Genomic DNA, 16,202 nt, shown 5'->3' with positions numbered 1-16,202 from the left:
ATGCCCTTTCCGCCGCCTTCGTCATCCCGCCCCGCGGCGCTGCATGCGGAGGGCCCCGACAGCGAATACGAGGACCTGCTCGGCCTGTGGTCCGACCTGGAATCCGCGCTGTCCGTCCTGCTCTCGCGGCCCGGCAGCGTGGTGGGCTTCGCCGCCAAGATGCGCCAGTGCGACGCCTGGCTGCAGGACCTCGTCGCACACGACACGGATGCGGCGCTCTACCTGATGTTCCAGCTCGCGGCCACCTCCAGCGTGGGCTACAGCGCCTCGCACGCGCTGGTCTGCGGAACGCTCTGCCACATCCTCGCGCACGAGCTGAAGCTGCCGCCCGCCGAACGCGACAGCCTGGTGCGCGCGGCCATGACGATGAACATCGGCATGACGGCGCTGCAGGACGAACTGGCCAACCAGCGGGAGCGCCCGTCGGCCACCCAGCAGAAAGCCATCGACGAACATCCCCGGCGCAGCCGGATCCTGCTGGAGCAGCTGGGCATCGGCGACACGCTGTGGCTCGAGGTGGTGGGACACCACCATGCGCCGCTCGCCGAGGGGGATGCGGGATCGCTCTCCACGTTGCCGGCGGCACGGCGGCTCACCCGCATCCTGGGCACGATCGACCGCTACGCGGCCATGATCAGCCCCCGCAAGTCCCGGGCGGGGCGCAGCGCCACGGATTCGGTGCGCGCCATCGTGGGCCACGACGACGAGCGCCGCGACGAGGTCACGTATGCGCTCGTGCGCTCCGTCGGGCTGTGCCCGCCGGGCACGTTCGTGCGGCTGGACAACGGCGAGACCGCGCTGGTGCTGCGCCGCAGCGAGAAGATCAACTCTCCGCTGGTGGCCAGCGTGATCGACCGCCAGGGAGAGCAGAGGCGCCAGCCCGCGCTGCACCAGACCGCCACGGGACGCCCGCGCATCCAGTCGGCCCTGGCGCGCTCGGCCGTGCAGGTGGAACTGGACCACCGCCTGCTGGTGCGCCTCGGGCTCTATGCCGCCCGCCAGTACCGCGGCATCGTGGGGCTGGTGGGCGCCCCCGGCGCACCGCGCTGATCAGGACTTGTTCTTCCTACCCAGGCGCGATTCGGTGCCGGCGACGAGGCGGCGGATGTTCTCGCGGTGGCGCCAGACCAGCAGCGCCGACATGGCGGTGATGGCCACGCCCACCGGCGGCTCGGCATACCAGGCCACGCCGCCGCCGAGCACGTAGTAGAGCGGCGCGAAGACCGCGGCCACCAGAGAGGCCAGCGACGAATAGCGGAAGAAGAACGCGATGATGATCCAGGTGAGCAGCGTGGCCAGGCCCAGCCACACGCTCACGCCCATCAGCACGCCCAGGGCCGTCGCGACGCCCTTGCCTCCTTCGAAGCGGAAGAACACCGGCCAGAGATGCCCCAGGAAAGCGGCCAGCCCCACGAGCGCGACCGTCCCCTCTCCCAGCCCGTAGCGGGGACCGAACGCCTGGGCCAGCACCACCGGCAGCCAGCCCTTGAGCGCGTCGAACAGCAGCGTCACCACCGCGGCCGCCTTGCTGCCCGAACGCAGCACGTTGGTGGCGCCCGGGTTCTTGCTCCCGTAGGTGCGCGGATCGCTGAGCCCCATCGCGCGGCTCACGATGACGGCGAAGGAGAGCGAGCCCAGCAGGTAGGCGGCGAGCGTGGCCAGGAGGGAATAGGCGGCGGTCAAGATCGTGTCCTTGTGGTGGAGCGGAGCGCGGCGTCGGCCGCCGCGCACGGGCCGGCTATTCTGCCAGCGCGCACTGCACGGTCCGGGCGCCCAGGGTCTGCACGCAGACCGCGGGATCGAGCTGCACCAGGAAGCCGCGGCGCCCGCCATTGATGGCGATGCGCGGGAGCTCCAGGATGGTCTCCTCCACGTACACCGGCATCTCGCGCCGCGTGCCGAAGGGCGAGGTACCGCCGACGAGGTAGCCGCTGTGGCGGTTCGCCACCTCCGGCTTGCATGGCTCCACCGACTTGGCGCCGATCTGGCGCGCCAGGTTCTTGGTGGAGACCTTGCGGTCGCCGTGCATGAGCACGATCAGCGGGCGGGCGTCCTGGTCCTGCATCACCAGCGTCTTGACGACCATATGCTCGTCCAGCCCCAGTTGCCGCGCCGACTCGGCCGTGCCGCCGTGCTCCACGTACTCGTACGGGTGCTCGGTGAACGCCACGCCGTGGCGGCGCAGGAACTGCGTGGCCGGCGTCTCGCCGACGTGGGCGGCGGCCCGGTCCTTGCGGCTCACAGCGCGGGGTCCCGGATGTCCCAGCGGATCGCGTCGATGGCCGCCAGCAGTTCGGGCGAAAGCTGCGTGTTCCAGGCGGCGATGTCCTCCTCCAGCTGGGCCAGGGAGGTCACGCCGATGATGGTGCTGGCCACCCGCCAGTTGCGGTAGCAGAAGGCCAGCGCCATCTGCGTGGGCGTCAGGCCGTTGTCGCGGGCGAGCTGGTTGTAGCGGCGCGCGGCGGCCAGCGCCTCGGGCCGGCCCCAGCGCTGCTTGCGCACCGACTCGTAGCGGGCGATGCGCGCACCCTGCGGCGCACCCGGGTCGGTCGGTGCGTGCTGGTCGTACTTTCCGGTCAGCAGGCCGAAGCCCAGCGGCGAATAGGCCAGCAGCGACACGCCCAGGCGATGGCAGGTTTCGTCCATCGCGTTGTCCCAGGTGCGGTTGATCAGGCAGTACGGGTTCTGCACCGTCGCCACGCGCGGCAGGCCGTGCGCCTCGGCCAGACGCACGAACTCGTGCACGCCGTAGGGCGTCTCGTTGGACAGGCCCACGTAGCGCACCTTGCCGGCCTGCACCAGCTTTGCGAGGGCTTCGAGCTGTTCCCGGATGGGCGTCGCCGAGGTTTCCTTCTGCGGGTCGTAGTACAGGGTGCCGAACGCGGGCACGTGGCGCTCGGGCCAGTGGATCTGGTAGAGGTCGATCACGTCCGTCTGCAGGCGGCGCAGGCTGCCCTCGCAGGAGGCCTGGATGTCGGCCGCCGTCATCCCCTTGCCTTCGCGCACCCAGGGCATGCCGCGCGAAGGGCCGGCCACCTTGGTGGCGAGCACGACCTTGCTACGGACGCCCGGGTTCTTCGCGAACCAGCGGCCGATGATGGATTCGGTCGCGCCATAGGTTTCGGCACGCGCCGGCACGGCGTACATCTCGGCCGTGTCGATGAAGTCGATGCCGGCCGCCAGCGAGCGGTCGAGGATGGCATGGGCGTCGGCTTCACCCACCTGCTCGCCGAAGGTCATGGTTCCGAGGCAGATGGGAGAGACCTGGAGCGCGCTCGCGCCCAACGTGACTTTTTGCATGGAATAAGGCCTACAAGCTGCGAAAGTGGCTGGGGAGAATAATGGATTTTCACGAACGCCGCAGACCGCCCCATGCCCGAAGGCCCATCCCTCGTCCTGCTCAAGGAAGCCGCCCGTCCGCTGGCCGAGGGCCGCAGGATCGAGCGGGCGTCGGGCAACACCACCGCCATCGATACCGCTGCCCTGCCCGGCCGCCGCGTCGTCTCGGTGCGCACCTGGGGAAAGCACTTCCTGCTCGAGCTGGACAGCGGCTGCACGGTGCGCGTGCATTTCCTCCTCTTCGGCTCCTTCCGCATCGATGACCCGAAGGACGCACCCGCCCGGCTCAGCCTGGGCTTCGAGGGCGGGCATGCGATCGATTTCTATGCCTGCTCGGTCCGGCCGGTCGAGGGGCCGCTGGACGGGGCCTATGACTGGCGCGCGGACGTCATGTCCGATGCCTGGGACGCCGCGCTCGCCCGCAGGCGCCTGCGGGCCCACCCGGAAGTCCTCGCCTGCGACGCGCTGCTCGACCAGGACGTGTTCGCGGGCGTGGGCAACATCATCAAGAACGAGGTGCTCTTCCGCATCCGCGTGCATCCGCTCTCGCCCGTGGGCGCCCTGCCCGCCACGCGCCTGCGCGAGCTCGTGGCGCAGGCGCGGGAATATGCGTTCGAGTTCCTGGAGTGGAAACGCCAGGGCGTGCTGCGGCGCCACTGGCTGGCCCACCGGCAGTCCGAATGCCCGCGCTGCCATATCCCCTTCGAAAAGCGCAAACTGGGGCGCACCGCACGCATCGCTTACTACTGCGAACGCTGCCAGGAACTTTTCGGCGCTGCCGCCTTGTCCCAGCCTTGACTGCCGGGCCTGCTCCGCATGCCAATAATCGGCGCACGTACCAGCCCCTCCGAACCTCGCGCAGCGAACGGTTGCCCATCCGCACCCTCCAGTACCACGTCCGGCTGTGGGAAGCCGCCGATACCGCGGCGACGGCTCCGCCGCTGGTGATGGTGCGAAAAGCCGCCCCGCCACCGCCTTCCGGTGCCCCGTTCCGCCGTCCGGAGGGGGCATTGCGGAAGCCGTCGTGCGCCCATGACAAAATCGCCGGTTACTTCATACGAACCGCACACAGGACACACCATGGACGCAGAACGCATCAACCTCATCGGCACCACCCTCGAAGACCTCTCGCAGCGCACGCAAGAGTTACGGAGGTATCTTTGACTTCGATGCCAAATTCGAACGCCTGCGCACGGTAAACGCCTCCCTCGAAGATCCGTCCGTCTGGAACGATCCCAAGAAGGCCCAGGAACTCGGCAAGGAACAGAAGTCGCTCTCCGCGGTGGTCGTCACGCTCGACAAGCTCACGCGCGAGCTGGCGGACAACGCCGAGCTCTATGAGATGAGCAAGGAAGAAGGCGACGAGGCCGGCCTGCTCACCATCGAGGCCGAGGCCGGCAAGCTGCGTCCGCTCATCGAGGAGCTGGAGTTCCGCCGCATGTTCAGCAACGAGGCCGATCCGCTGAACTGCTTCGTCGATATCCAGGCCGGCGCCGGCGGCACCGAGGCCTGCGACTGGGCCGGCATGCTGCTGCGCCAGTACCTCAAGTACGCCGAGCGCAAGGGCTTCAAGGCCACGGTGGAAGACGAGACCCCGGGCGACGTGGCCGGCATCAAGAGCGCGACGATCAAGATCGAAGGCGAGTACGCCTACGGCCTGCTGCGCACGGAAACCGGCGTGCACCGCCTCGTGCGCAAGAGCCCTTTCGATTCCTCCGGCGGCCGCCACACGAGCTTCGCCTCGCTGTTCGTCTATCCCGAGATCGACGACTCGATCGAGATCAACATCAATCCGGCCGACGTGCGCACCGACACCTTCCGCGCATCGGGCGCGGGCGGGCAGCACATCAACAAGACCGATTCGGCCGTGCGCCTGACGCACATCCCGACCGGCATCGTCGTGCAGTGCCAGGACGGCCGCAGCCAGCACAGCAACCGCGATGTCGCCTGGCAGCGCCTGCGCTCCCGCCTCTACGACTTCGAGATGCGCAAGCGCATGGAAGAGCAGCAGAAGCTGGAAGACACGAAGACCGACGTGGGCTGGGGCCACCAGATCCGCAGCTACGTGCTCGACAACAGCCGCATCAAGGACCTGCGCACCAACGTCGAAGTCTCCGCCACCCAGAAGGTGCTGGACGGCGACCTCGACGTGTTTATCGAAGCTTCCCTCAAGCAGGGCGTCTGAGGCCACCATGAAGCTGACTCGCGTGGAGGCACGCCATTGTTTCAGTCTGGAAGACGTGGGCGTAGACCTGTCTCCTGGTGTGACGGTGCTAGTAGGCCCCAACGCGACGGGCAAGACCAACTTCGTGCGCACGCTGGAGTTCCTGCGCGATGCCGTGCGGGATGGATTGGACCATGCCGTCGCAGCGCGCGGCGGTATTGGTCGCCTGCGCCAGCACAGCGGAGAAGCAGACATAACCGGTTTGGTGGAAATCGGTATCCATGCCACGCAGTCTTTCAAGAAGAATGCGAATCGGCATGCGCACTATGTGTTGAAAATCGACAGCGCCGCCGATGGCAACTACCGTGTGGCAAGCGAGGATGCAGCCTACCACCACGAAGAACTCTTCCCGCAGGACGAGTCGCAGCAGGTATGGGATTGGGAAGTGTACGAACTTGGTTTCACCCGGGATGGAGCGGGCCAGATCCTGAGGAAAAACATCTCCCCCAATACCCCCTTCACCATCGAAGATACGCAGCGCTTGGCGCTAGGCGCCCTGCTGGAGGAGACCAGGATGGTCGGCCTCGATGAATTGGGGAAGCCGCTAGAGCGGCACATCCTGCGCTGGAGATTTTCCTCGCTCTATCCCAACATCCTGCGGCAAGTCACTACCCTGCACGCAGATACGAGCCTGCGTGAAGACGGCAGCAACTGGGTCTCCGTCATCCGATCCGCACAACGCACGGAAGAAGGCCGTCAGGTGCTGGAGCGCATCTACGAAATGATGCGTGTGGTGCTGCCCGATTTCAGGGATGTGGCGGTCACGCCCGTGGGTAGCTACCTCATTCCCTTTTTCCGCTTCGGTAAGAACGGGGCAACGGAGCGGCAATTCGATCCGGCTCAGCTATCTGACGGCACGCTGCGAGTCTTTGGCATCCTGCTCTCGCTGTACCAGGCGCCCACGCCCTCCCTGATCGTGATAGAGGAACCCGAGCAAACTGTCCATCCGGCAGTTCTTTCCATGCTCGCCGAAGCCTTTAAAGAAGTGGCGGAGCTAACGCAGGTCGTCGTCACCACGCACAGTCCGCAATTGATTGAGCATTTTGAGCCAGACAACATCCGCATCGTCACAATGCAGGACGGCGTCACGCACATCGCCCCCATCAAGGAGTCGCAGCGAGAGGCGGTGCAGCGCGGTCTCATGACATTGGGCGAATTCATGGCGGCCGAAGGCCTTCAGCCGGAAGAAGCTCCATGACCGCGATCCGCCAAAGGCTGCTGCCCATCGTGGAAGGCGAAGGCGACGAGCGCGCAGTCCCAGTGCTGCTGCGACGAATCCTTGAACACCATGGCCGCTACGACGTACAGGTGTTGAAACCGCAGCGCCGGGGCGAACTGCCCAAAGTCAAGGCGAACTTCGATCGTTTTTTTGAAGCAGCCATTCTGGAAAACGCAGCCGTACTGTGCGTTCTAGATTTCGATTGCGAGTGGTGCATCGATGTCGAGCATGAAGAGCGGAGCCTAAAGACCATGGCGCATAGCATCCGAGCTGATCATCCTTTCGAGGCCTGTTTTATCGTAAAGGAATTCGAATCGCTGTTCCTCTACGATGAGGCGACCACACGCTTGGCCCTGCCAGCCATCTCGCCTGAGGCCTCCTTTCCGACCGACCCGGAGGGTGTAAGAGACGCCAAAGGCTGGCTGTCTACCGCCCAGCCCAAGGGCATGGCCTACAAACCCACCACGCATCAGGCAAAAATTGCGTCACAGTTGAACCTGACGCACCTCGCGCAACATTCGCCGAGCTTCCAGCGCCTCGACCGCGCAGTCCTGAACCTCGTCCAATGACCCCCATTTACCCCATCCCCGCCGTGAGACGGCTCGTGCCCAACCTGGAGATTACGCCCCATGCGTGAAGGACAACCCGCCACGGCCATCCACCGTGCCGACTACACCGCCCCCGCGTTCTGGATCGACAGCGTGGACCTCACGTTCGATCTGGATCCCGCCAAGACCCGCGTGCTCAGCCGCCTGCGCGTGCGCCGCAACGGCGACGTGCCGCCGGCGCCCCTGCGCCTGGACGGCGAGGAGCTGAACCTCGCGCGGGTGCTGGTCAACGGGGCGGGCACGTCCTTCAAGCTCGAAGGCAGCCAGCTCGTGCTGGAGAACCTGCCCGAGGGCCACGAGCCGTTCGACCTGGAGATCTTCACCACCTGCTGCCCCGCCAAGAACACCCAGCTCTCGGGCCTCTACGTGAGCCAGGGCACCTTCTTCACGCAGTGCGAGGCCGAGGGCTTCCGCCGCATCACCTACTTCCTCGACCGCCCCGACGTGATGGCGAGCTACACCGTCACGCTGCGCGCCGACAAGGCCGAGTACCCGGTGCTGCTGTCCAACGGCAACCTGGTGGACCAGGGCCTGCTCGACGACGGCCGGCACTTCGCCAGGTGGGTCGATCCGCACAAGAAGCCCTGCTACCTGTTCGCGCTGGTGGCCGGCAAGCTGGTGGCGCGCGAGCAGCGCATCCGCGCCCGGTCGGGCAATGACCACCTGCTGCAGATCTTCGTGCGCCCGGGCGACCTGGAGAAGACCGAGCATGCGATGAACTCGCTCATGGCCAGCATCGCCTGGGACGAGGCGCGCTTCGGCCTGCCGCTCGACCTGGAGCGCTTCATGATCGTCGCCACCAGCGACTTCAACATGGGCGCGATGGAGAACAAGGGCCTGAACATCTTCAACACGAAGTACGTGCTGGCGAGCCAGTCCGCGGCCACGGATGCCGATTTCGGGAACATCGAATCGGTGGTGGGCCATGAATACTTCCACAACTGGACCGGCAACCGCGTGACCTGCCGCGACTGGTTCCAGCTCTCGCTCAAGGAAGGCCTCACCGTCTTCCGCGACCAGGAATTCAGCCAGGATCTCTCGGGCAGCCCGTCGGCGCGCGCCGTCAAGCGCATCGAGGACGTGCGCGTGCTGCGCACCGTGCAGTTCCCCGAGGACGCCGGCCCGATGGCGCATCCGGTGCGCCCCGACAGCTACGTCGAGATCAACAACTTCTACACCGTCACCATCTACGAGAAGGGTGCCGAGGTCGTGCGCATGATGCACACGCTCGTCGGCCGCGACGGTTTCGCCGCGGGCATGAAGCTCTACTTCGAGCGCCACGACGGCCAGGCCGTGACGTGCGACGACTTCGCCCAGGCCATCGCCGACGCCAACCCGGACAGCGAGCTCGCGCGCCTGCTGCCGCAGTTCAAGCGCTGGTACGCCCAGGCCGGCACGCCGCGCGTGCGCGCCCGCGGAGCCTACGACGCCGGCGCACGCACCTACACGCTCACGCTGGAGCAAAGCATCGCGCCCACACCCGGCCAGCCCGTGAAGGAACCGATGGTGATCCCCGTGGCGCTGGGACTGCTCGGCGCCGACGGCAGCGCCCTGCCCCTGCAGCTGGAAGGCGAGGCCGAAGCCGGCGGACCGGACCGCACCGTGGTGCTCACCGAGCCGGTACACACCTACACGTTCGTGAACGTGCCGTCGGAGCCGGTGCCGTCGCTGCTGCGCGGCTTCAGCGCCCCGGTGCTGCTGGACATCGAGGCCACAGACGCGCAATTGCTCGCGCTGCTCGCGCACGACACCGACCCGTTCAACCGCTGGGAGGCCGGCCAGCGCCTCGCGCTGCGCATCGCCATCCAGGCCATCGGCGACACGTCGCTGGACGTCCCCGCCGACGGCGTGCTGCAGCGGGAACTGCTGCCGGCGAGCTTCGTCGCCGCGATGCGCGACGTGCTGCGCCATCCCGCACTGGACGCCGCCTTCAAGGAACTGGTACTCGCCCTGCCCTCCGAGGGCTACATCGCCGAGCAGCTCGACGTGGTCGATCCGCAGCGCGTGCACGCGGTGCGCGAGGCCATGCGCCAGCAACTGGCCGTGGCGCTGCAGGCGGACTGGGAATGGACATGGGAGCAGCACCACGACACCGGCGCCTACCGCCCTGACGCGATCTCCTCCGGCCGCCGCGCGCTGGCGGGCATGGCGCTGTCGATGCTGTGCCTGGCGGCGCGCCGCACGGGTGATGCCGTCTGGCCGGGCAAGGCCTACCAGCGCTTCAAGGACGCGGGCAACATGACCGACCGCTTCAACGCGCTGACCGCCCTGGTGGCCAGCGGCCAGCCCCTCGCCGCGCAGGCCCTGGCGCGCTTCCATGCGATGTTCAAGGACGAGGCGCTGGTGCTGGACAAGTGGTTCTCGCTGCAGGCCGGCGCGCCGGACCGCGGCGGCGACGTGCTGCCCGCCGTGAAGCAGCTGATGAAGCACCCGGACTTCAGCCTCAAGAACCCGAACCGCGCGCGCAGCCTGATCTTCAGCTACTGCAGCGCCAACCCCGGAGCCTTCCATCGCCAGGACGCCGCGGGCTACGCCTTCTGGGCGGACCGCGTGATCGAGCTCGATGCGCTGAACCCGCAGGTGGCGGCCCGCCTCGCGCGGGCCCTCGACCGCTGGAGCAAGCTCGCCGAGCCCTACCGGACGGCCGCGCGCGACGCCATCGCCCGCGTGGCGGCGAAGCCCGACCTGTCCAACGACGTGCGCGAGGTGGTCGGCCGCGCGCTCGCCGACTGATCCGGCAGGCCGGACACCCCTTTCGAAAAAGAACCGAGAGATCCCACCGAACATGGCACAACGCATCAGCCTCACCCGCTACCTCGTCGAGCAGCAGCGCGTCGATGGCCTCATCCCTTCCCAGCTGCGCCTGCTGCTGGAGGTGGTGGCCCGCGCCTGCAAGCACATCAGCCACGCCGTGAACAAGGGCGCCCTCGGCGGCGTGCTGGGCTCTGCATCCAGCGAGAACGTGCAGGGCGAGATCCAGAAGAAGCTGGACATCATCGCCAACGAAGTGCTCATCGAGGCCAACGAATGGGGCGGCCACCTGGCCGCCATGGCCTCGGAGGAGATGGACAGCATCTACGTGGTGCCCAACCGCTACCCGCAGGGCGAGTACCTGCTGCTGTTCGACCCCCTGGACGGCTCCTCCAACATCGACGTGAACGTGAGCATCGGCACCATCTTCAGCGTGCTGAAGAAGCCCGAGGGCCACCCCGGCGTGACCACCGAGGACTTCCTGCAGGCCGGCTCCAGCCAGGTGGCCGCCGGCTACTGCATCTACGGCCCGCAGACCACGCTGGTGCTCACGGTGGGCGACGGCGTCGCGATGTTCACGCTCGACCGCGAGCAGGGCTCGTTCGTGCTGGTGGAGGAGAACGTGAAGATCCCCGCCGATACCAGGGAATTCGCGATCAACATGAGCAACATGCGCCACTGGGACGCCCCGGTGAAGCGCTACATCGACGAATGCCTGGCCGGCACGGAAGGCCCGCGCGAGAAGGACTTCAACATGCGCTGGATCGCCAGCATGGTGGCGGACGTGCACCGCATCCTCACGCGCGGCGGCATCTTCCTCTACCCCTGGGACAAGCGCGAGCCGAACAAGCCGGGCAAGCTGCGCCTGATGTACGAGGCCAACCCGATGTCCTGGCTGATCGAGCAGGCCGGCGGCGCGGCGACCAACGGCAAGGAACGCATCCTGGACATCCAGCCGAAGCAGTTGCACGAACGCGTCAGCGTGATCCTCGGATCAAAAAATGAAGTGGAACGCGTGACACGCTACCATTCCGGTATATAATTCAATTCTTCGCCGGTGTAGCTCAGTCGGTAGAGCAGCTCATTCGTAATGAGAAGGTCGGGTGTTCGATTCATCTCTCCGGCACCAAACAAAAAACCCCTGATTCGCAAGAGTCAGGGGTTTTTTCATGGAGCACTGCCACCGTGCTCCCGGCGCCCGCTGGAGCCTGCCGGCCCACCGGCCAGGAGGATCGCCATCAGATCGCCGACCAACGGATTCTCCGGTGCCGCGGGCCATACGGCGTAGGCCTCGGACTGGGCCACGGCAGGGCCCACCGGCCGGAACACCGCTCCTGGCAGGCGTGAATGCTCCATGGCCTGCGGCACCAGGGCGACGCCGAGGCCTTGCGAGACCAGGGAGACCACCGCGAGCCAGTGCCGGACCTCGTGCCCTATTTCCGGCTGGAAGCCCGCGCTCGCGCAGATCGACAGGATGCGCGCATGGTAGTCGGGCGAGACTGCGCGCGCGAACAGGACGAAGGGCTCGCCCGCGAGATCGCGCAGATCGATGACCTTCCTGCGCGCCAGTCGATGCCCCGCAGGCAGGCAGCACATGAAGGGCTCGGTCACCAGCAGGCGCTGCTGCAGCGTCGCCGGCATGCGGCTCGTATGGACGAAGCCCAGGTCCAGCCGGTCGTGCAGCAGTTCGCCGATCTGCTCACCGGAGTTCAATTCCTGCAGCGAAACACGCACCCCCGGATGGCGCTGCTGGAAAACACCCAGCGCCTGCGGCAGTCCGCGGTACAGCATGGCGCCCACGAAGCCGATGCGCAGCCGGCCTGCGAGCCCTGCAGCCACGCCGCGCGCTTCGGATAACGCCTCCTCCGCTTGCGCCAGCACCCGCCGCGCGGACGCCTTGAGGGCGCGGCCGGCAGGGGTGAGGCGCACCTCCTTGGGGGTCCGTTCGAAGAGTTGCGCTCCGACGCGCTCCTCCAGCTGCCGGATGGCCACCGAGAGCGGTGGCTGCGACATGTTCAACCGGGCCGCGGCGCGCCCGAAGTGCAGTTCGTCCGCGAGTACCGCGAAGTAGCGCAGGTGCCTCAATTCCATGACGGTATGGCGATAGGAGCTTCGAATGGCGCAAGACCTAATCGATATTAGATACGAATGGCCACGCGGCGAAGAATGGGAAATCGACAAGGAGACACCACGATGCCGCAGCCTTTCCGGGCGGCCGATTCCCATCCGGTTCCGGATGGCCACGGCCGCAATCTGTTCGACACCGACACCGAACTGCAGTCCCTGCTGGCGCTCTATCTGCCGGACGCGCTCTATACCCACATGCGGCCGCACTTCGAGCGGCTGGGCGGTCTCGCGGGGGGCCTGCTGGATGACCTGGCCGGCACCGCCGACCGGAATCCCCCGGTGCTCGAGCACCGGACGCGCACCGGCCTCGACGTCCAGCGCATCGTCAAGCATCCGGCCTACGTGGAAATGGAACGTTTGGCGCTCAGCGAGTTCGGCCTCGGAGCCATGTCCCACCGCGAGGAAACGCTGGGCTGGCAGGGCCCCATGCCGGCGCTGGTCAAGTACGTCCTGACCTACCTCTTCGTGCAGGCCGAGTTCGGCCTGTGCTGCCCGGTCTCCATGACCGATTCGCTGACGCGCACGCTGCGCAGGTTCGGCAGCCCGGAACTGCTGGCCCGCTATCTGCCGGCCCTCACGTCGCTCGATTTCGACGAACTGGCGCAGGGCGCCATGTTCATGACCGAACAGGGTGCCGGCTCCGACATCGCGGCCACCGCCACGCGGGCCACGCCCGCCGCGGACGGCAGCTGGCGCCTGACCGGAGACAAGTGGTTCTGCTCGAATCCCGACGCCGGGTTCGCGATGGTGCTGGCCCGCATCGACGGGGCACCGGAGGGCCTGAAGGGGGTATCGCTCTTCCTGCTGCCGCGCCGCCTGGAGGACGGGAGCCTCAACCATTACCGCATCGTCCGGTTGAAAGACAAGCTGGGCACGCGCTCCATGGCCAGCGGCGAGATCCGGCTCGCGGGCGCGGTGGCCCATCTCGTGGGCGAGGAAGGCCGGGGCTTCGTGCAGATGGCCGACATGGTGAACAACTCGCGCCTGTCCAACGGCGTGCGCGCCGCGGGGCTGATGCGGCGGGCGGTCTCCGAGGCCGAATTCGTCGCTTCCGAACGCCGTGCCTTCGGCCGTGCACTGCAGGACATGCCGCTCATGCGCCGCCAGCTCGACAAGCTGCGCGTGCCGGCGGAGCAGGCCCGGACCATGGTGTTCCAGACCGCCCGTGCGCTCGCACGCTCGGACGCGGGCGAGAAGGATGCCTATGCCCTGCTGCGCATCCTCACGCCGCTCATCAAGTTCCGAGCGTGCCGCGACGCGCGCAAGGTGACCGGAGATGCGATGGAAGTGCGCGGCGGCTGCGGCTACATCGAGGAGTTCAGCGACGCGCGCCTGGTGCGCGACGCGCACCTGGGCTCGATCTGGGAAGGCACGAGCAACATCGTCGCGCTGGACGTTCTGCGCGCCATCCGCCGGGAAGGCTCGCTGCCCGTGCTGTCCGCGCACAACGCCGCGCTGCTGGAGGATGCCGCATTGCCCCCGGCCTTCGCCGCTGCCCTGGCCCACAGCTTCGAGCGCGCCTGCGCACTGGCCGAAACAGCGCTGCAGGACGACGGCGGCGAGGTGCTGGCCCGCCAGGCAGCGTCCGCGCTCTACCACTGCACCAGCGCCATCGCCATGGCCTGGGAGGCGGCCAAGACCGGCTCGGCAGCGCGCATGCACTGGGCCCGGATGGCGCTGTGGCACCGCGTGCTGCCGCGCGATCCGCTGCGGCCCGACTTGCCGCCTGCCGAATGGCAGGACCGCCGCGGCGCGGCACGGGAGGCCGCCGCAACGGCCTGAGCCATCCGCCCCCACAACCACAACGGAGACAAAGCAAGATGAAGAAACGCACCCTGATGTCCGCAGCCTGCGCCCTGCTGGCGGCCTCTTTCCTGGCGCCCGCGGGCGCTGCGGACGCCTTCCCGGCCAAGCCGATCACCCTGGTGATCCCCTACCCGCCCGGCGGGCCGACCGATGCCATGGCGCGCACCCTGGCCGCGGAGATCAAGGACCGTATCGGCCAGCCCATGATCGTGGAGAACCGCGCCGGGGCCAACGGCAACATCGGCGCCGAATACGTCGCGCGGGCGGAACCCGACGGCTACACGCTCATGTTCGGCACGTCGGGCCCGCTGGCCATCAATGCCAGCCTCTACGCCAGACTCGGGTACGACCCGGTCAAGAGCTATGCGCCCGTCATCCGGGTGGGCTACCTGCCCAACATCCTGGTGGTGCATCCCAGCGTGCCGGCGCGCAACGTGCAGGAGCTCGTCGCCTACGGCCGCGCCCACCCGGGCAAGCTGGCGTACGCCTCCTCGGGCAGCGGGGCATCGTCGCACCTGGCGGGGGTGCTGTTCAACTCCGTGGCGGGGACCGACTTCCTGCACATCCCCTACAAGGGCACCGGACCCGCGCTCAATGATCTGCTGGGGGGCCAGGTCGCCATGAGCTTCACCGACGTGCTGACTGCCCAGCCCTATGTGAAAGCCGGCAAATTGCGCGCGCTGGGGGTGACGACCTCGAAGCGCTCGCAGGCCCTGCCCGACGTACCCACGGTGGCCGAACAGGGCTATCCGGGCTACGACGTCAGCGTGTTCTTCGGCGTGGTGGCTCCCGCGGGTACGCCGGCCGATCGCATCGCCATCCTCAACAAGGCATTCGCCCAAGCCCTCTCCACCGCCAAGGTCAAGACACTGTTCGCCTCGCAGGGGCTGGAAGCCGCGGCCGATACACGCCCGCAGGCGCTGGGGCGCTTCATCGCCGACGAGACGGCCAAGTGGGCGCAGGTGGTCCAGCAGTCGGGAGTCCGCCTTGACTGATACAGCAGGCACCGGCGCACTCGCCGGCATCCGGGTGCTCGATCTCTCGCGCATCCTCGGCGGGCCGTACTGCGGCCAGATCCTGGGCGACCACGGTGCCGACGTGCTCAAGGTGGAGCCGCCCGAGGGCGACGATACGCGCACCTGGGGCCCGCCGTTCCGGGGCGGCGTGGCGTCGTACTACATGGGACTGAACCGCAACAAGCGGGTGCAGCACCTCGATCTGTCGAGCGAGGAAGGCCGGGCCCGCCTGCTCGAGCTGGCCGCACAGGCCGACGTGCTCGTGGAGAATTTCAAGTCCGGCACGATGGAGCGCTGGGGCATCGGATATGGCGAGCTGTCGCGGCGTTTCCCGCGCCTGGTCTGGTGCCGCGTGAGCGGCTTCGGCAGCGACGGCCCGCTGGGCGGCCTGCCGGGCTACGACGCAGCGGTGCAGGCCATGGCCGGCATCATGAGCGTCAACGGCGAATCGGGCGGCGGCGCGTTGCGCGTCGGCCTGCCGGTGGTGGACATGGTGACGGGGCTGCATGCCGTCATCGGCGTGCTGCTCGCCCTGCAGGAGCGCCAGCGCAGCGGCCGGGGCCAGCTCGTGGAGGCGGCACTCTACGACAGCGGCCTCTCGCTGCTGCATCCGCATGCGGCGAACTGGTTCATGGACGGACGCGTACCGGGCCGCAGCGGCAATGCCCACCCCAACATCTATCCGTACGACACGCTGCGCACCGCCAGCGAGCCGGTCTTCGTCACGGTGGGCAACGACCGCCAGTTCGCGGCCTTCTGCCGCTGCATAGGCCGTCCGGAACTGGCGGACGATCCGCGCTTCGCGCGGGCGGGAGACCGATCGCGCCACCGCTCGGAACTGAAACCGCTGCTGGAGGACGCGACGCAGGCCCTGCAGGCCGCCCCGCTGGTCGAACGGCTGATGGCCGCGGGCGTGCCGGCGGCGCCCGTGCTCCAAGTAGACGCGGCGCTGGAGCACCCGCACACCGCGCACCGGAAGATGGTGGTCGAAATGGGGGCGGATTACCGTGGCCTGGGAAGCCCGGTGGCGTTGAGCCGGACCCCGGCCACCTACCGGCATCCGCCGCTCACGGCGGGAGATGCTTTCCTGCCCCGCGATGCATAGCGCGTCG

General features: G+C 67.8%; 14 protein-coding genes and 1 tRNA gene. 11 read left to right on the top strand and 4 right to left on the bottom strand.

Translation table 11 applies throughout. The features are described 5' to 3' along the window. A complete protein-coding gene (locus BLR99_RS10475) occupies nt 1-1,050 on the top strand; it encodes an HD-GYP domain-containing protein (protein ID WP_011794982.1) in 1,050 nt (349 codons plus the stop codon). On the opposite strand, the gene plsY is transcribed toward BLR99_RS10475, so the two are convergent. The 3 genes from plsY to BLR99_RS10460 are packed head-to-tail and all read right to left on the bottom strand — an operon-like array spanning nt 1,051 to nt 3,300. Further along, nucleotides 1,051-1,683, bottom strand: coding sequence for a glycerol-3-phosphate 1-O-acyltransferase PlsY (gene plsY / locus BLR99_RS10470; protein WP_017438076.1), 633 nt, complete (start codon nt 1,681-1,683; stop codon nt 1,051-1,053). A gap of 55 nt (nt 1,684-1,738) precedes the next feature. After that, nucleotides 1,739-2,242 (bottom strand): Cys-tRNA(Pro) deacylase, encoded by a 504-nt coding sequence (gene ybaK, locus BLR99_RS10465; RefSeq protein ID WP_011794980.1) that lies wholly within the window; start codon nt 2,240-2,242, stop codon nt 1,739-1,741. Then, entirely contained in the window at nt 2,239-3,300 is a 1,062-nt protein-coding gene (locus BLR99_RS10460) for an aldo/keto reductase (RefSeq protein ID WP_011794979.1), read from the bottom strand. The genes ybaK and BLR99_RS10460 overlap by 4 nt, the downstream gene beginning before the upstream one ends. Nucleotides 3,301-3,372: 72 nt before the next feature. Between BLR99_RS10460 and BLR99_RS10455 the strand changes: the two genes are divergently transcribed. The 7 genes from BLR99_RS10455 to BLR99_RS10425 all read left to right on the top strand — a co-directional run bounded on the left by BLR99_RS10455 (nt 3,373) and on the right by BLR99_RS10425 (nt 11,270). After that, on the top strand, nt 3,373-4,137 hold the full coding sequence (locus BLR99_RS10455) for a DNA-formamidopyrimidine glycosylase family protein (RefSeq protein ID WP_011794978.1): 765 nt from the start codon (nt 3,373-3,375) through the stop codon (nt 4,135-4,137). A 282-nt stretch (nt 4,138-4,419) separates the two neighbouring features. Continuing rightward, nucleotides 4,420-5,524 (top strand): peptide chain release factor 2 gene (gene prfB, locus BLR99_RS10450; RefSeq protein WP_096912838.1). Its coding sequence is split into 2 segments (ribosomal slippage): nt 4,420-4,500 and nt 4,502-5,524, totalling 1,104 coding nucleotides; the frame shifts between segments, so codons are not numbered across the junction. A gap of 7 nt (nt 5,525-5,531) precedes the next feature. Beyond that, a complete protein-coding gene (locus BLR99_RS10445; protein ID WP_011794976.1) occupies nt 5,532-6,761 on the top strand; it encodes an AAA family ATPase in 1,230 nt (409 codons plus the stop codon). Then, nucleotides 6,758-7,351 carry a DUF4276 family protein gene (locus tag BLR99_RS10440; RefSeq protein ID WP_011794975.1) on the top strand — a complete coding sequence of 198 codons (594 nt, stop codon included), beginning with the start codon at nt 6,758-6,760 and terminating at the stop codon, nt 7,349-7,351. Before BLR99_RS10445 ends, BLR99_RS10440 begins: the two co-directional genes overlap by 4 nt. Nucleotides 7,352-7,411: 60 nt before the next feature. Then, a complete protein-coding gene (gene pepN, locus BLR99_RS10435; protein WP_017438078.1) occupies nt 7,412-10,123 on the top strand; it encodes an aminopeptidase N in 2,712 nt (903 codons plus the stop codon). A gap of 52 nt (nt 10,124-10,175) precedes the next feature. Next, the gene (locus tag BLR99_RS10430) at nt 10,176-11,183 is read left to right on the top strand and encodes a class 1 fructose-bisphosphatase (RefSeq protein ID WP_011794973.1); all 1,008 of its coding nucleotides are present in this window, start codon (nt 10,176-10,178) and stop codon (nt 11,181-11,183) included. Between the two features lie 11 nt (nt 11,184-11,194). Further along, nucleotides 11,195-11,270, top strand: a tRNA-Thr gene (locus BLR99_RS10425). 38 nt (nt 11,271-11,308) lie between these two features. Here BLR99_RS10425 and BLR99_RS10420 read toward each other — a convergent pair. Further along, a complete protein-coding gene (locus BLR99_RS10420; protein ID WP_017438079.1) occupies nt 11,309-12,232 on the bottom strand; it encodes a LysR family transcriptional regulator in 924 nt (307 codons plus the stop codon). A 102-nt stretch (nt 12,233-12,334) separates the two neighbouring features. Here BLR99_RS10420 and BLR99_RS10415 point away from each other — a divergent pair, with 102 nt between their 5' ends. The 3 genes from BLR99_RS10415 to BLR99_RS10405 are packed head-to-tail and all read left to right on the top strand — an operon-like array spanning nt 12,335 to nt 16,195. Beyond that, the gene (locus BLR99_RS10415; protein ID WP_011794971.1) at nt 12,335-14,050 is read left to right on the top strand and encodes an acyl-CoA dehydrogenase family protein; all 1,716 of its coding nucleotides are present in this window, start codon (nt 12,335-12,337) and stop codon (nt 14,048-14,050) included. 38 nt (nt 14,051-14,088) lie between these two features. Beyond that, entirely contained in the window at nt 14,089-15,069 is a 981-nt protein-coding gene (locus BLR99_RS10410) for a Bug family tripartite tricarboxylate transporter substrate binding protein (RefSeq protein ID WP_017438884.1), read from the top strand. Further along, nucleotides 15,062-16,195: a CaiB/BaiF CoA transferase family protein gene (locus BLR99_RS10405; protein WP_011794969.1), complete on the top strand. Its 1,134-nt coding sequence runs from the start codon at nt 15,062-15,064 to the stop codon at nt 16,193-16,195. The genes BLR99_RS10410 and BLR99_RS10405 overlap by 8 nt, the downstream gene beginning before the upstream one ends. The last annotated feature ends 7 nt before the right edge of the window (nt 16,196-16,202 follow it).

Origin of the sequence: Paracidovorax citrulli (assembly GCF_900100305.1) — a bacterium.
GTDB classification, from domain to species: Bacteria; Pseudomonadota; Gammaproteobacteria; order Burkholderiales; family Burkholderiaceae_C; genus Paracidovorax; species Paracidovorax citrulli.
The sequence above is the reverse complement of the archived record's forward strand: the minus strand, read 5'-3'. Positions and strand labels throughout refer to the sequence as shown.

What these genes read in the sequence shown, in the direction of transcription:
- BLR99_RS10475 (WP_011794982.1), top strand. Translation starts at nt 1, where the DNA reads ATGCCCTTTCCGCCGCCTTCGTCATCCCGCCCCGCGGCGCTGCATGCG.
- pepN (WP_017438078.1), top strand. Translation starts at nt 7,412, where the DNA reads ATGCGTGAAGGACAACCCGCCACGGCCATCCACCGTGCCGACTACACC.
- BLR99_RS10410 (WP_017438884.1), top strand. Translation starts at nt 14,089, where the DNA reads ATGAAGAAACGCACCCTGATGTCCGCAGCCTGCGCCCTGCTGGCGGCC.
- BLR99_RS10415 (WP_011794971.1), top strand. Translation starts at nt 12,335, where the DNA reads ATGCCGCAGCCTTTCCGGGCGGCCGATTCCCATCCGGTTCCGGATGGC.
- BLR99_RS10440 (WP_011794975.1), top strand. Translation starts at nt 6,758, where the DNA reads ATGACCGCGATCCGCCAAAGGCTGCTGCCCATCGTGGAAGGCGAAGGC.
- BLR99_RS10455 (WP_011794978.1), top strand. Translation starts at nt 3,373, where the DNA reads ATGCCCGAAGGCCCATCCCTCGTCCTGCTCAAGGAAGCCGCCCGTCCG.
- BLR99_RS10430 (WP_011794973.1), top strand. Translation starts at nt 10,176, where the DNA reads ATGGCACAACGCATCAGCCTCACCCGCTACCTCGTCGAGCAGCAGCGC.
- BLR99_RS10420 (WP_017438079.1), bottom strand. Translation starts at nt 12,232, where the DNA reads ATGGAATTGAGGCACCTGCGCTACTTCGCGGTACTCGCGGACGAACTG.
- BLR99_RS10445 (WP_011794976.1), top strand. Translation starts at nt 5,532, where the DNA reads ATGAAGCTGACTCGCGTGGAGGCACGCCATTGTTTCAGTCTGGAAGAC.
- BLR99_RS10460 (WP_011794979.1), bottom strand. Translation starts at nt 3,300, where the DNA reads ATGCAAAAAGTCACGTTGGGCGCGAGCGCGCTCCAGGTCTCTCCCATC.